Raw genomic sequence first — 15,140 nt, 5'->3', positions numbered from 1 at the left:
ATTGCATCAAGATCGATTGCTTTCACCCTCCGCGACGAAATAGGATTACCGTCGAAATTATTTCAGAACGAACCACCAGAGGGCCGCATCATCGACGGCGCCTCTGGACCTCAATTTGGGGGCTCTTCGACCGATGAGAGAGGGCCGAGTCAGTCAAGTTGGTGGACCCGGCCCAAATTCCAGCAGCAAATGGGCGATGGGCGCGCGCTTCATCCTTTACGGGCTGGCGATCGTTCTTGTCCTGATGACTGCCTCGCTCTCCGATTGGCAGGCAGGGCAATTCAGGCACCTTCTCGATTTTGACGCCTTCTACATCGTTGCGCAAAGAGTCTGGCTCGGCGACGTCGCGCAAGTCTACTATTTCGATCAGTTCGCAAAACTGCAGATCGATACCATAGGCCGCGACATCAACATTTTCGGGTACTGGACCTATCCTCCCCAGTTCACTCTGCTGGTCGCTCCCTTGGCGCTGCTTCCGGTCGGCGCTTCATATTTTCTGTTCGTCGCGGGCACGCTCGGCTGCTATCTCCTGACATTGAGGGCCATCTCGAGAAGCTGTTTCGCTCTGGTGGTGATTCTGCTTGCGCCGGTCCTGCTCCTCACGCTTTTCGGCGGTCAAAATGGCTTTCTGACCGGCAGCCTCATCGGCGTTACGTGCCTCGCCATGGAGCGGAAGCAGATCGCCGCCGGATTGAGCCTTGGCATGATGGTGATCAAGCCTCATCTTGCGGTTGCTATCGGGATTTATGCGTTGCTCGCGCGTCGCTGGATCGCCGTCATGACTGCAATGACGGTCATCCTTTTGAGCTCGATCCTGTGCACCTTGCTGTTCGGGGTCTCAATCTGGAGTGCGTTTCTCACGAGTGCACACGAGTCCGCCGTGTTTCTGGGAAGCGGACGCTTCGATGTTTTTCGCTCGATCTCCCTCTATGCGATCATGCGAACAGTCGGCTTTTCTGCTTCATGGGCTTTTCTGGGCCAAGCGGCCGTTGCCGTAGTCGCCCTGTCGGTTGTCGCCTTTGCGATCTATCGCGACTTTCCGGCGCGCTGGTCCCTGGGCATTTCGGCCGTCGCCACGCTGTTGATCAGCCCATACGCCTACGACTACGACCTGCCAATTCTCGGTGTAGGAATGGCCCTGTTGCTGCCGGATCTGACGCGTCTGGCAACAGGCGGCGAGCGCGCTGCAATCTATGGCCTGACGTTCATGTCAGGGTTCTACGGCTTGTTCCAGATTTTACGGCTGACCATTCAAGACGGAAAATCGATTGAACAGCCCGCGTTCGACGGTTTGTTGCTCGTCACTCTGCTCTGGCTCATAGTGCGAGTATTATTGCGAGGCGCAGACGAGGCCCGCCGCAATCCGCGGAACGGGGCCGACGTGGATACCTGACGTCGGCGCAGGTCTGGAGCATTTGAATACCAATAAATTCGGATTGTCGAAATACCTTTTCAAGAAAGCCTATAATTAAAGCGGTTTCAGCCGCCGGAGCCGGCGCGACCACCCGGGAACCTTAAGACTAGCTCAACGTTTTTGACGTATGGCTTGTCCTATGAACCGGCTCTTTAAATTGCAGTTTTTGGGACCGCTGGCGCTTTTCACCACCACGCTCTGCGCCGAGTTGGCTGCGCGCGCTCTCGAATACGCCCCGAGCTCCCAGGTTCTCTGGTTCATCAATCTCAAGCTGTTCGGCATTTTTCAGCGCAGCGACGCGTATCTGAGTTACTTCGTCAGCATTGAGGGATTTCAGCTCTTCGGACTTGCGCTTCCGATCTTCGTGCTTGCCTGCCTCGGGCTCATTGCCAGGTCGCGGCCGCTCTTCACGATCGCAACGCATCTGAGCGCTGCCTACGCGGTTTTTCTGGTTGCATCCTGGCAAGTCGGCATGCCCACTGTCAGGCAGGCGTCGCTTGGAACGATCGCCGTCCCGTCGGGTGGCCTGTTCGTGATGGCGACCATTCTCGGCACCTGCATGTTGTCCTTTGCGATTACGCATCTGCTCTATTTCCGTGCCGTCCATCAGGAAATCGGAGCTCTGGTTCATCGGCTGCGGGGAGCTCGTATCGTCCAGGCGCGCAACTAATTCGTCGTAAAACCCTTTGGCGTGACGGCATTTTGCGGTCTCGCGATGTGCATTGATTGAAGCTGCGGGTCGTGAATTGCGACCGTGTCCCGGAAGATGGCCGAGGATCGAGGGCGCTCGTATGCAGCGCCCGATCTTGACAAACATTAACGCAGAAATAACGTTCCCGCCCCGTCGCGTTGAGACCGACCGCACTTTATTCGGATTTACCGAAGGTAGCAGATGAGTACAGATAAATTGCAGGCGTTGAGCGATACCATTGCCGGCATACTCAACGAGCCGCCATCACCCGTTACATATTTTGACGTTGAGCCGCATGACAGGAATGCGGCCGGCGAACGCGCAGCAAGCGCTTTTGGCGGTCCAGCGCATGTCGATGAGGCTCCGAAGGGGAGCTTCGGAAAGCTGAGTTCTCGCGAAGCCGGCGTTTCGCGAAGTCCGCCGCCCGAAGCGCACATCGTCCGGCCCCATGAGAACGAACGCGCCAGCAGAGCCTCCGAGCAGCCGCCATCGAAGCTGGAAGCCGCAAGCCTCCGGCCTGACCCGCAGACGCTAAACGCCCAACGCTCCGCCGCGTCAAGCAACCGGATTTCAGCGCGACGGTGGGGCTTGTTTGCGCTTGCAGGCGTCGTGCTGGCCGCAGGAGCAGGTGTCGCCGCTGTGGGCTGGCTGGGCTCGCCCGGCGATGCCGCCAAGGCGACCTCGCAAACCTCGCCCGCAGCCGTCGCCGGGCCGGCGTCTCTGCCGCCGGAGTTGACCCCGCTGCTCCAATCGATGTCGCGCGATATCGCAAGCCTGAAAAAGGAGATCGAGCAGCTCAAGCTTAATCGCGATCAATCGATCCGCGATAACGCAAGTCTTGGCGAACAGCTCAAGGCCAGCCAGGACCAGGTGAGCCGCGCCGTTGCCCGGCTTTCCGATCAAGTGAAGGCCGGCCAGGAGCTGGCGGAGCGCGACAATGCGAGTGCCGTCGAGCAGATCAAGGCGGTCAGGGATCAGCTGACCCGTCTTGAGCAGGCTGCGGCGGCGAAGAGAGTGACGCCTCCGCCGCGGATCGCGGCTCCCGCTGCGCCGGGTCCCGCGGCAGCCGCCTCGTCGCCGCAGGCCGCAGCTCAGCCGGCGGCCGCAAAACCGAAGCCGCCGCCGACTGCGCGGCCGACTGCGCCGGCGGCCGCGTCCACGCCCGCGCCTGCGCGCTGACCGCCGGTTTCTCTGGCGAGCCCGGCCGTCCCGGCGCCCGGAACCGACCCGAAATTACGGCAGTATGGCTCACCGTAGTCGAACGGAATCCACATGGCACTTCAGTACCGCTAGGGTGCTGATGCCGGGGCTGGCATTTCATCACGGACACCCATTTCAACCGGCAAGGGGCCGCTCTATGAGCGGCCCCTTTCAGTTTGGGCGGGCAGAAAGGAAGCCCGCCTCCGGCAAAATAGCGCAGTGGAGGCGGGCCAAGGCCGTTTGCGGCGCCGTTGCACCCGGGGCTGGCTAGGGGGCCCGTCGCTCGCGATGGAACCGTAGCACCATGGAACCCGAGCCGAAATCCGCAGGAATACCGAAACAACAACGCCGCTCGCTTAAATAATCGCGAGCGGCGCTGCGCCAGCCCCGGGAGGGTCATGCAAAATCCCGGATTTAAGGACTTTAAGCCGGGTTTGCGAAGATTCGGTGCACAAATTTATGCTCGTAAATGCCGAAAAAGTAGGAAGTGCCCCGAGCGTGCAATGGCGCCGAGCGGGCCGTTTCGCAAACTCCGGTCGCCGTTTGCCGAAATCCGACAGGCGCATTAGCCTTTCCTGAATTTTTCTCTCGCACTATCGGGAGACGCGCAATTGCAGTGCTGAGTCGCTTCGACTGCGGCCGAAGCCGCTCCATTTTTGAAAGAGCTTCTCGCGTGCCGGCAGGCCAAGTCTGTCCTGGCGAGCAGTCAGCGAGCGGCGGCATGATTGAAGATATTAACCCAGGCTTCGACCAGGTATGGCTGGTTCACCGCAACCCGAAAAACGTGGGACTGCACGTATCGAGTTCTCGCGCGGCGTCGACGTGCACATCGTGGCGATCGACGGGACGTGGAGCCGTCAGTGTCAGATGACCGACGTGGCCGAGGCCGGAGCAAAGCTCAGGATTGAAGGATCGATCGAAGGGCTTGCGCTGAAGGAGTTTTTCCTGCTCCTTTCGACGACGGGTGCCGCTTTCCGCCGCTGCGAATTGGCCTGGATCAACGGTGACCATATCGGGGTTCACTTCCTGCGCGGCAAGAACTTGAGCAAGGGGTGAGTCGTCGTGGAGGAGCGTCGCAGGCAGCAGCGCGCGACAGTCGACGAGGTCGCATACATCGCCGGCGATGGATCCAGCATGCGATGCCGCGTGGTCAGCCTTTCCGATCATGGCGCCGCCATCGAGTTGGCGGACAAGGTCTACGTCAGACCCCGCATCAAGCTGATGCTGGAGAAGGATCGCATCATCCGGGATTGCCGTGTCGTCTGGTCCAGCGGAAATCGTATCGGTGTTGAATTCCTGGACTGAGGATCGCGATCACGGCCGGCGATGCGCTGCATGCCGCGTCGTGCTCCTCAAGACCGCCATTGGGGCCGAGCAAGGGAAGCCATACCGGTGCCAGGGAAGCCCGGGCGTCCGCGCCGATCACGTTTTTATTGGAAGATTTAATCTTTAACGACCAAGATTTAGGCTTGCATCAGGGGGTGGCCTGGACAACTGTGACTGATCCATAGGCACATTTAGCCTTCGGGTAGCGAGAGAATAGTCGTATCGATTTTTTGGATTTTACGAATGAGGACGCTCTTAATCATTCTCGGCATTTGGTTGCTGATTAACGTGCTCTTCGTCGTCGTGATGATCCCGCCGCGTAAGCCGCGGATGGCGAACGTTGCCGGCAGGGCGGGCGACGCCACGGCTGTCGCAGCCGGGATGAGCTCGGGCACGACTGAAGCGCGGGACGAGAGCGTTTTGCTACGGCATGTCGTCATCGCAATTGCGCTCGGCGCATTCTTCTCGTTAACGCCGCCCTTGCTCGAAGCTTACGACGCGATCAAGGGATGGGTGAGCAGGCGCGGGCATGGATCGAAGAGCGACCGGGATGATCCCGGCCATGACGCGCAAGCGGGAGAGGGATGACGCGCCTCCGTTGCCTGCGCGGCGCTGGCGGCCGCGCAGGAGAGCGCGATCGATCAGCTCACCAGTATTGGTTCATGCGATACGGCCGGGGATATTGGCCGCGGTAGTAGATAACTCCAGGTCCGGCGACCGGCCGGTGTCGAAAGCGCGAATTGGAGAGGTCGACGGCGATCGCTCGCACATCGTGGCCTACAAAAACAGGATACTCGTAACCGAAGGCGTAGCTGTCTTCCGCAAGGGGCGCATACTGCCCATAGAAGGACGGGCCCTGGCCGTATCCAAACCCCCACGTATTTTCGACGGTGGGAAGGCCGCCCGTTCCCATCCGCGTTCCGCCAGCAACGGCCGGTCCTGATGTCACGAGGGTGCCGATTCCTAGAAGCGCGGCAGCCGCCAGGATGTATGAAGTACCTCGCATCGCGTTTCTCCTCTCACATTGGGTGTCAGAAACAGGAGTAGACGCGCGTGAGCCTATCCGCTCTCGCGTGATAGCGGTAGCGGATAAGGGGGAGGTCAGCTGCTGTTCATGAACCACGCGGTTTGCGCTTGCGGTTCGGCGTCTGGACGGCGGTGAGTTAGCAGCTGCAAAAACGATAAGGCTTGCCTCGGTTAATCGGATCGATAGTCTTTGTTACTTTCGAGATGTTCATTTCAGCAGGGGCTTCGGGTGACAAACGATACCGCTGTTTTTGATGCGTTGCGCTTCGACCCACAAGAAGGCGAGATACCGACGGGGAGAATAGGCACCCGCGAGGCAATTCTTCGAGACGGTCTGCTTGTCGATCCATCCACGCTTGCTTATTGCCCGCATCAATGGATCGACGGCAGCGGTTACCTCGATCTCGATCTGACGCGACAATTTCCTTACGCGCTCGCGCTCTGATGGACCGGAGCGGTCAGTTCGGCCCGAGTACGGCGTCGATCTGACGGCTGTCCCTTCTGACGATGATGATGGCTCCGTTGCGGATCGCGAATCTCGCGCCGAGCAACTTCGGCACTTTTTCCGTGACCGGTGAAGGGAAGGGGATCGTCGTTCCAGGAAGCGGATCGCCAACCGCCGGCGCTGTGGAGGAGCCGACGCTAGGGGCGGGTTTGATATAGTCGCGAATGAGTTGAATCTCCTCCCGCGACAAAGCGAGAGGAGGCGCTTGCTGCGGATTGTCTGTTGTCCGTTTGCTGCGTTCTTCCCGCGCCTTTTCCTCGGCCTGCCGTGCTTTCTCTGTCTCAAACCGCAGAAGCCGCTCCTTCAGCGGCGACAGTTCTCGCTGCAGGAAGGAGATTTCCGTCTGCAGCGACCTGATCTGTCGCAGGGCAATCACGGCGCCGGCGCAGATGATGACGACCAGCAGGCTGATGAGCGCAACTAAAATTCCATTGACGTTGGTTTTACGGCTGACGGTCCGCGCTTTCGGCAGATCCTCCTCGAGGTGCCGCCGCCATAGCGCGGCCAGGCGATGCAGCGGCCGGGCAATTGCCTGCAGCGCGCGAGCTCGCCAGTTGCCATTGTCCGGCGCAGGATCTGGTTCGCGTGAGGTGAGGGGGCGGGCCGTTGTCGATGGCGGAGCCGCTACAGCTGGCGGAATTGCCGGTTCGGCAACAGCAGCGTTCACATCCAGCTCGGCGGGGCCTGGCTTGGCCACATGCCTCGGTGCGCCGTCGGTGCCGCCTGTCCTGGGAGCGTTCGAGCCTTGGGCAGAGTGGGGTTCGGTATCCCCGCGGAGATCAAGATTGAACATTCTCGAGCGCACTTCGGCGCCAACCAGATGATCGATGTTTCCGAGAGAGTTCGACTGATTTGGGAGGGCCCCGACGACCGAGCGGCCCGCCTCGGTGATCTCCAGGCTGTCGCCATCCACGACGGCCAGGCCGGCCTCAATCAGCTCGATTCCGGCGGAGACCTGTTCCTCGATCCGGTCTTCGACTTCACCATTCTCGTCATGCGCCTGCAGTTGCCGCTCGAGCTCGGCAAACGCAATCCGTCCGTTCGGACGACTCGCAAGTGCAGCAAGGATGGCGAGACTGGCTTGCACGGCGACCACGATGATCAGGCCAAAACAGGCGAAACGAGCGAACAACCGGACGGCGATCAACTATTCGCACGCCAGGGCCTTGATTGGAAACTCCCGCTTTGGCACTGTTGCGCATTAGCGCGTGAAGATCGAGGGCAACATGCCGAAATTGCTGGCCGCGACCGCCATTTCCCTGACAGTTATGTTCGTTTCAAGCGCCGCTCACAGCGGTCCCTATCCCTTCGGCGACGAGCCGTATCGTCTGGATTTCGGCCCCGCGCCGCAGATCGACGCCGGCTGCTGGAAGTGGAACTGGCAGCAGTATCAATGGAATAATTACTGCCCGGTCTACGTTCAGCCCAAGGCCTATATGCACCCGAGGTCGCAGGGAGCCGTGCTGCGCACCAAGGGCTGATCAGCCCGCCTCAGGCGCTCCTCGCCCTAGAGCGTTTTCCGGCGAAGTGGGTACCGGTTCGCGCCAAGAAAACGCGTCAAAACAAAGAATCTAGAGCCCCGTTCCGATTCCATCGGAACGGGAAAGGCTCTAGCGGGCGAGGGTGCAGGCGACTTGGCTATGTTTGCCGAAGTTCAGCAGGGCATTCTCGCGGAAGCCGTCGAGCCAGATGCCCCGTCCGGCGTAGCGATACCCGACGCCCATGGGAACCAGCCGGACATGCGCACCGCCTCGTCCGGTGTGCAGGGATGCCGTAACAACCTCGCCGACGACCGAGACCGCGATCGGGCAAAGCGGATATTGCTTGCCGTTCTCGCAGACAAACACCAGTTCGCTGCAATTTCCGACCGCCGCGGGTGAGGCCATCAGGCCCAGATCGGCCGCGCTGGCTTGGCTCGTACCGATCGCCAGACTCAAGAAGGCCGCTGCCCAAAGAAATCCGTTGAATCTGCTCTGCATCGCAGCCCCCAATAGCGAGAAATATTCGACTAAAAGAGCAAAAATGGCATCAAAGGTCAATCAGCGCGGCCTCCTTTCGGTGTGCACGAACCACTCGCGGCGCGTCATCCCCAACGCTTCGCGCGGGGCGCTGGGGATCGGCCATTTCAGCTTTTCAGAAGTCCATTGCCGCTACCGCCGTTGTTCGCGCGAAAACGTGCTCTGATGCGGGAGATTCTTGTGAGCCCCGGATAAATCCGATTTAGCCCCGCGAGTTGCGGCTGGCCTTGCGATCACGCCGGGCTCGTTTAGGTCCTGTCCGAGTCCATTGAAATACCGACGCGGTCGCGGCCGGTCCGTTCAGCGATCGACTTCCCCCTGACCCCGCCGGCTCACTGTTACCGAAATGCCGCGGTCGCCGGAATTAATGACGCGTGAACTGCCCGTTTAGCCTCGGCATTGATCTTCCGTAATGGTGCGTGGTTGACCGACCGTCCGACGCCGTGACAAGAAGTCGCGTGGGGAGCAGGCGTGGTCACGCGCGATTCGAAACAGCAGGTCGGGCAGGCGGGTTTTCCGTAATTTAACGGGCCTCTTGCCATGTTAATGTTTGCTTTACGGCGGTGCCTGAACCTGAGGCTGTGCTTTTCGAGTGTGCGGCTATTCCTTGGGGAGCAAGCGAGCGGGTATGGAGACAATGACCACAGGCCGGCGTTCAATCCTTGCGACCTCTTTCGTTCGTTGTGGCGCTCTGGCGCTTCTGATCACCTCAATCAGCACTGTAGCCAAGGCGGATGAATTCCAGGGGCCGACCTTCCGCAAAGGTCTTTGGCACTTCGTTCGTACGCTCGATATGGTCGCTCATCGCAAGCCGAAGCACCGTTTGCTCGAGCGGGAGCTGACGGCCTGTGTCGATCCGACCGTTGCGATGAAGGCGACGTTCTCGTCTCCCTCGGTCGGCAGCTGCGTCTCTGCGAGACCCGAAAAGAAGAACAATCAGTACACTTTCGCAAACCGTTGCGATTTCATGGGCCCCGTCAGCACGGTGATCACGGTTCATAGCGAGGAATCCTACACCGAGCAGAACGAGCTCAGTGAGGGACAGATGCCGAGAGTCGAGCTGGTCGTGGCGCATCGGATCGGCGATTGCGGTGCGGGCCCGGAGCAGAATTCCGGCGCGAAGACGCTGTCGCATTGACGCTGCGCCGCCGCACGGCGGCTGCGCAGTTTCCGCGTCGCAATGGCGGCTGGCCCTTGCGCCAAACCAGCAGACGCGGAAATATCGCCGCGTTCGGGGATGAGGCGTGTCATGAGGCCGTTGACCGGAATCTTCTGCTGTGTGGCGCTGTGCGCCCTGATTGATGCAGCGGCGGCGCAAGACACTCGGCCGGCCGCTGCGGACTCCAGCCTCGGCGAGCTAGTCAAGATCGACTCATTCCAGGCGACGCGGCGGGCCGACAATTACGGAATCGCCAGCTTTGTGCTGTCCAACGGCACCGACAAAAAGATCGACAGCATCGAGCTGACTTGCTGGATGGACGACGATCGGGAGCGCGCCACGAAAGTTCTGGTGTGGGCCAACCAGCCCGTTCCCGCGCGTGCGAGCTACCAGTTCAAGAACGTCAATATCGGCGTGGTCGGGCCGAATTCGCGCAGCCAATGCGAGGTCACGCGGGTGGATTGAATTCAAGCCCGGTCGACGACGGACGCGTAATGTCAGTGCCGACCCCGCAATGATATTTAGCCCTAGATCTTCTGGCCGCCGGGGCCGGCGACGTTGACCGTAATCTTTTGAATCTCGGTCCGTCCGCCGGGATACTTGACCTCGATGGTCAAGGTATCGTCGCCGACAAAGTCCGGAGGCGATTTGTAGAAGGCCACGTAAGCCGGCACTTCCAGCGCAAGGCAGGCCTTGTAGTTGGTCGCCTTCACCTTACCGGACTTTACGACGACCTTTCCCGAGGTCGGCGAGGTCGCCAATCGGATGGTTGGCAGCGGGCCGGAGGTGCAATCGGGTCTGACGTTAACGTAAAGCCCGATTTGCGTGTCCTTGTTCGGCTGGGCCTTGACCGTGCGTTCGACCATCTGGGCGTCCGGCGCCGGCTGGTTCTGAGCGGCGGCGGCATGCAATCCAAAAGATCCGACCAGCACGGCTGTTACCAGTAATTTCCTCATCCTTTGCTCCAGCTGCCGCGCCTCAGGGCCTGGAGCGACATGCGCCAAAACGGCGTTCATCTGGCCCGTTTCGCGACATATCGCGGCCGCGCGCTCCCTTTACCACATCCTGATCGAAAGTATTGATTAACCAAATAGTTTTCTTGACGCTCGTCGGGGTTAACAATAGCTTAAAGATACACTTCGACGTAAATTTGCCTGCAATTTTTCACTTCACGTCCTTTTGGCGGAGAGATTTCATGAATGAGCAATTTCGGGTTGCCCAGGTTACTGCTGGAAATTCGAACAACTCCTCGCCGCCACGTATCTTCAAGCTGACCAAGCCGTTCGCCGATCAGGCGGTCGTTTTGAACCTCGGATACGACCAGAAGGTTCAAGTCGATTTTTCGGCTATTGCGAACGAGAAGATTACGCTCGTTCATATCGGCGAGAAGCTGATCATTCTTTTCGACAATCACTCCACGGTGACGGTCGAGCCGTTCTTCGACTCCCGCCACGATCAACTCGGCAATCTCACCATCCAGGTTGCGCCGGGTCGCGACCTGACCGTCGCGGAGTTCGCCAGCGCCTTCCCGATCATCAATGATTCGTCCGTTCTCCCCGCAGCCGGCGGCTCGCTTGGTCAAAATAATGCGCAGGCGAGCGGCGCGAACTTCAGCGCTCCCATTGTCGATCCGCTGCCGCCGGTGCCCACCAACATCCTGGCCCCCCAGGAGGATCTGCCGAGGACTCCAGATCAGCCGCCAACCGGTTTCATCCCGCAGACGCCGACCCCGCTGGCTCCGACGATTTCGCTGGGCACGCTGCCCGAGCTGGTCGTGGACGAGAGCTTCCTGACATCGGCGACGAACGGCATCGACGGCTCCACGCCCTTTCTGGCGAGCACGGTGGCGTTTGGCGTTTTGCCCGTCACGCTCAATGTGCCGGGCGGCCAGCAGTCCCTGACCTTCGCGCTGTCGATCAGTGCGCCGGGCGTGGACACCGGATTGATCGATTCGCAGACCGGAAATCACGTGTTTCTGTTCCTGGAGAACGGCGTCGTGGTCGGCCGCGAAGGCAAGGACGCGGCTGCAGCGGCCAATGGCCCGCAGGATTTCACGGTGTCCGTCGATGCCACCGGCAAGCTGACGCTGACGGATCTGCGCGCGGTGCATGAAGGCACGGGCGAGGACGGCGACATCAGCGAGGGCATCCATGTGCCTGCCGGTCTCGTCTCGCTCACGGTCACCGTGACGGACAACAGCAGTCAGAGCGCGAGCGCGAGCATCGACGTTGGCCCGCATCTGACGTTGCAGGACGATGGTCCGTCGATTCAGGTCGTTCTGGGGGGTGAGGAGCAGACGGTTCCGAACTTGGTCGTCGACGAAAGCAACCTGACGGCTGCGACCAACGACATCGACGGCTCGATCCACAATGGCAACAACACGGCGAGCGCGTTCTTCGGTAACCTGTTTCAGTCGGTGACCGGCGCGGACGGGGTGGCGGATTCCGAGCATCCGATCAGCTATGCGCTGTCGATCGATCCTTCCAAGTCGAGCGGCCTGGTGGACGCGCAGACCAGCGAAGCTGTCGTGCTGGTGATGAACGGCACGACGGTGGAAGGCCACACCGCGGCGAGCGACCTGCTGGTGTTCACGCTGTCGGTCGACAGCATTGGCACGGTGACGTTCACGGATTATCGCGCGGTGAAGGAGGCCGACGGCACCAGTCCGGACGGCAACGAAGGCATCAGCCTCGCCAGCGGCGCGGTGACGCTGACGGGGACGATCACCGACAACGACGGTGATACGGCGAGCGCGAGCATCGACCTCGGCCCGCAGGTGACGTTCCTGGACGACGGTCCGTCGATTCAGATCGTCCTGGAGGGTGAAGAGCGACCGCTTCCGTACTTGATCGTCGACGAGAGCAACCTGACGGCTGCGACCAACGGCATCGACGGCTCGATCCACAATGGCAACAACACGGCGACCGCCTCGTTCGGCGCCATTTTCGCGGCGGTGACCGGCGCGGACGGTGTGGCGGATCCGCAGCATCCGATCAGCTATGCGCTGTCGATCGATACCTCCAAGTCGACAGGCCTGGTGGATGCGCAGACCAGCGAAGATGTCGTGCTGGTGATGAACGGCACGACGGTGGAAGGCCACACCGCGTCGAGCGACCTGCTGGTGTTCACGCTGTCGGTCGACAGCGACGGCAATGTGACGTTCACGGACAATCGCGCGGTGAAGGAAGCCGACGGCACCAATCCGGATGGCAACGAAGGCATCAGCCTGGCCAGCGGCGTGGTGACGCTGACGGCAACGATCATCGACAACGATGGTGACTCGGCGGCCTCGAGCATCGACCTCGGTCCGCAGGTGACGTTCCTGGACGACGGCCCGTCGGTGAAGGCGGCCCTTGCCAGCGAAGCGCAGGTGGTGCTGGACGAAGGCAACACGGATGCGGGCTCGCCGCCGACGAGCACGGCGGCGACCATCGACACCGGGGCGATCGCCAAGGGCGACGATCCGGATGTGACGGGAGCGGGCTATATCGCGCATGCGGTTGACGTGTCGCTGGTGACAGCGACGCCGGAGTTCGGGGCGGACGGCCCGGCGGCCTCGGATGCGACGGCCTACAAGCTGACGGTGACCAATGCGGTGTCGGGTCTGTTCGTGACCGACGGCTCGGCGATCAGCCTTGTCGACGTGAACGGCGACGGCAGCGTGATCGTGGGCGTGGTGCAGGCCGGCGGCTTTGCCAACCAGGCCGCATTTGCGATCTCGATCAACGGCACGACGGGCGCGGTGACGGTCGAGCAGTATCTGTCGCTGCACCAGGACAGCGCGAGCGACACACCGGACGACGGGGTGTCGCTGAACGCCAACTCGCTGGCCGTGACGGTGACGATCACGGACGGCGACGGCGACCAGGCAAGCGCGCCGGTCGACGTGTCCGGCAAGATCACCTTCGACGATGACGGCCCGAAGGTCACGGCGACCCTGGCTGACGAAGCCCGGGTCTTGCTGGACGAGGGCAACACGGATGCAGGCTCGCCGCCGACAAGCACGGCGGCGACCATCGACACCGGGGCGATCGCCAAGGGCGACGATCCGGATGTGACGGGCACGGGCTATATCGCGCCCGCGGTTGACGTGTCGCTGGTGACGGCGACGCCGGAGTTCGGCGCGGACGGTCCGGCGACCTCGGGGTCGACGGCCTACAAGCTGACGGTGACGAATGCGGTGTCGGGTCTGTCGGTGACCGACGGCTCGGCGATCAGCCTCGTCGACGTGAACGGCGACGGCAGCGTGATCGTGGGCGTGGTGCAGGCGGGCAGCTTTGCCAACCAGGCCGCGTTTGCGATCTCGATCGACGGCACGACGGGCGCGGTGACGGTCGAGCAATATCTGTCGCTGCACCAGGACAGCGCGACAGACACGCCGGATGACGGAGTTTCTCTGAACGCGAACTCGCTGGCGGTGACGGTGACGATCACCGACGGCGACGGCGACCAGGCGAGCACGCCGGTCGACGTATCGGGCAAGATCACCTTCGACGACGACGGCCCGAAGGTCACAGCGACCCTGGACAGCGAAGCCCAGGTCTTTCTGGACGAGGGCAACACGGACGCGGGTGTGCCGCCGACGAGCACGGCGGCGACCATCGACACCGGCGCGATCGCCAAGGGCGACGATCCGGATGTGACGGGCACGGGCTATATCGCGCATGCGGTTGACGTGTCGCTGGTGACGGCGACGCCGCAGTTCGGCGCGGACGGTCCGGCGACCTCGGGGTCGACGGCCTACAAGCTGACGGTGACGAATGCGGTGTCGGGTCTGTTCGTGACCGACGGCTCGGCGATCAGCCTCGTCGACGTGAACGGCGACGGCAGCGTGATCGTCGGTGTGGTGCAGGCCGGCAGCTTCGCCAACCAGGCCGCGTTTGCGATCTCGATCAACGGCACGACGGGCGCGGTGACGGTCGAGCAGTATCTGTCACTGCATCAGGACAGCGCGAGCAATACACCGGATGACGGGGTGTCGCTGAACGCGAACTCGCTGGCGGTGACGGTGACGATCACCGATGGCGACGGTGACCAGGCGAGCGCGCCGGTCGACGTGTCGGGCAGGATCACCTTCGACGATGACGGCCCGAAGGTCACGGCGACCCTGGACCGCGAAGCCCAGGTCTTGCTGGACGAGGGCAACACGGATGCGGGCTCGCCGCCGACGAGCACGGCGGCGACCATCAACACCGGGGCGATCGCCAAGGGCGACGATCCGGATGTGACGGGCACGGGCTATATCGCGCATGCGGTTGACGTGTCGCTGGTGACGGCGACGCCGCAGTTCGGGGCGGACGGCCCGGCGGCCTCGGATGCGACGGCGTACAAGCTGACGGTGACCAATGCGGTGTCGGGTCTGTTCGTGACCGACGGCTCGGCGATCAGCCTTGTCGACGTGAACGGCGACGGCAGCGTGATCGTGGGCGTGGTGCAGGCCGGCAGCTTCGCCAACCAGGCCGCATTTGCGATCTCGATCAACGGCACGACGGGCGCGGTGACGGTCGAGCAGTATTTGTCGCTGCACCAGGACAGCGCCAGCAACACGCCGGATGACGGGGTGTCGCTGAACGCCAACTCGCTGGCGCTGACGGTGACGATCACCGACGGCGACGGCGACCAGGCGAGCACGCCGGTCGACGTGTCGGGCAAGATCACCTTCGACGACGACGGTCCGAAGCTGACGGCGGTGCTGTCGGGTACGACGGCTGCGCTGGACGAGGGCAACACGGACGCAGGTTCCCCGCCGACGAGCACGGCGGCGACCATCAACACCGGCGCGATCGCCAAGGGCGACGATC

General features: G+C 61.8%; 14 protein-coding genes. 11 read left to right on the top strand and 3 right to left on the bottom strand.

The window, feature by feature from the left end; genetic code table 11:
• Positions 1 to 196: 196 nt before the first annotated feature.
• The 7 genes from XH79_RS02525 (at position 197) to XH79_RS02495 (ending at position 6,102) form a co-directional block, all read left to right on the top strand.
• On the top strand, positions 197 to 1,393 hold the full coding sequence (locus tag XH79_RS02525) for a glycosyltransferase family 87 protein (protein WP_271580517.1): 1,197 nt from the start codon (positions 197 to 199) through the stop codon (positions 1,391 to 1,393).
• Positions 1,394 to 1,553: 160 nt separating this feature from the next.
• Positions 1,554 to 2,084: a hypothetical protein gene (locus XH79_RS02520; protein WP_271580516.1), complete on the top strand. Its 531-nt coding sequence runs from the start codon at positions 1,554 to 1,556 to the stop codon at positions 2,082 to 2,084.
• A 609-nt stretch (positions 2,085 to 2,693) separates the two neighbouring features.
• A complete protein-coding gene (locus tag XH79_RS02515; RefSeq protein WP_271580515.1) occupies positions 2,694 to 3,284 on the top strand; it encodes a hypothetical protein in 591 nt (196 codons plus the stop codon).
• A 777-nt stretch (positions 3,285 to 4,061) separates the two neighbouring features.
• Entirely contained in the window at positions 4,062 to 4,361 is a 300-nt protein-coding gene (locus XH79_RS02510; RefSeq protein ID WP_212348229.1) for a PilZ domain-containing protein, read from the top strand.
• Between the two features lie 6 nt (positions 4,362 to 4,367).
• Positions 4,368 to 4,610: a PilZ domain-containing protein gene (locus XH79_RS02505; RefSeq protein WP_212348226.1), complete on the top strand. Its 243-nt coding sequence runs from the start codon at positions 4,368 to 4,370 to the stop codon at positions 4,608 to 4,610.
• Between the two features lie 309 nt (positions 4,611 to 4,919).
• Positions 4,920 to 5,219 carry a hypothetical protein gene (locus XH79_RS02500; protein WP_271580514.1) on the top strand — a complete coding sequence of 100 codons (300 nt, stop codon included), beginning with the start codon at positions 4,920 to 4,922 and terminating at the stop codon, positions 5,217 to 5,219.
• A gap of 667 nt (positions 5,220 to 5,886) precedes the next feature.
• Entirely contained in the window at positions 5,887 to 6,102 is a 216-nt protein-coding gene (locus XH79_RS02495; protein WP_212348220.1) for a hypothetical protein, read from the top strand.
• A 13-nt stretch (positions 6,103 to 6,115) separates the two neighbouring features.
• Here the strand turns inward: XH79_RS02495 and XH79_RS02490 are convergent, their stop codons facing one another.
• Entirely contained in the window at positions 6,116 to 7,309 is a 1,194-nt protein-coding gene (locus XH79_RS02490) for a hypothetical protein (protein ID WP_271580513.1), read from the bottom strand.
• Between the two features lie 79 nt (positions 7,310 to 7,388).
• Between XH79_RS02490 and XH79_RS02485 the strand changes: the two genes are divergently transcribed.
• Positions 7,389 to 7,643: a hypothetical protein gene (locus XH79_RS02485; protein ID WP_245004119.1), complete on the top strand. Its 255-nt coding sequence runs from the start codon at positions 7,389 to 7,391 to the stop codon at positions 7,641 to 7,643.
• 129 nt (positions 7,644 to 7,772) lie between these two features.
• On the opposite strand, the gene XH79_RS02480 is transcribed toward XH79_RS02485, so the two are convergent.
• Entirely contained in the window at positions 7,773 to 8,201 is a 429-nt protein-coding gene (locus XH79_RS02480) for a hypothetical protein (protein WP_271580512.1), read from the bottom strand.
• 772 nt (positions 8,202 to 8,973) lie between these two features.
• On the opposite strand from XH79_RS02480, the gene XH79_RS02475 reads away from it, so the two are divergent.
• Positions 8,974 to 9,318: a hypothetical protein gene (locus XH79_RS02475; RefSeq protein WP_271580511.1), complete on the top strand. Its 345-nt coding sequence runs from the start codon at positions 8,974 to 8,976 to the stop codon at positions 9,316 to 9,318.
• Between the two features lie 111 nt (positions 9,319 to 9,429).
• Positions 9,430 to 9,804: a hypothetical protein gene (locus XH79_RS02470; RefSeq protein ID WP_271580510.1), complete on the top strand. Its 375-nt coding sequence runs from the start codon at positions 9,430 to 9,432 to the stop codon at positions 9,802 to 9,804.
• A gap of 62 nt (positions 9,805 to 9,866) precedes the next feature.
• Here XH79_RS02470 and XH79_RS02465 read toward each other — a convergent pair whose 3' ends face one another.
• On the bottom strand, positions 9,867 to 10,295 hold the full coding sequence (locus XH79_RS02465) for a hypothetical protein (protein ID WP_245004116.1): 429 nt from the start codon (positions 10,293 to 10,295) through the stop codon (positions 9,867 to 9,869).
• Between the two features lie 239 nt (positions 10,296 to 10,534).
• On the opposite strand from XH79_RS02465, the gene XH79_RS02460 reads away from it, so the two are divergent.
• A partial coding sequence (locus XH79_RS02460; RefSeq protein WP_271580509.1) for a DUF5801 repeats-in-toxin domain-containing protein occupies positions 10,535 to 15,140 on the top strand: 4,606 nt, incomplete at its 3' end.

The sequence above is a fragment of the Bradyrhizobium sp. CCBAU 45389 genome (assembly GCF_028128625.1).
Lineage (GTDB): Bacteria > Pseudomonadota > Alphaproteobacteria > Rhizobiales > Xanthobacteraceae > Bradyrhizobium > Bradyrhizobium liaoningense_B.
The sequence above is the reverse complement of the archived record's forward strand: the minus strand, read 5'-3'. Positions and strand labels throughout refer to the sequence as shown.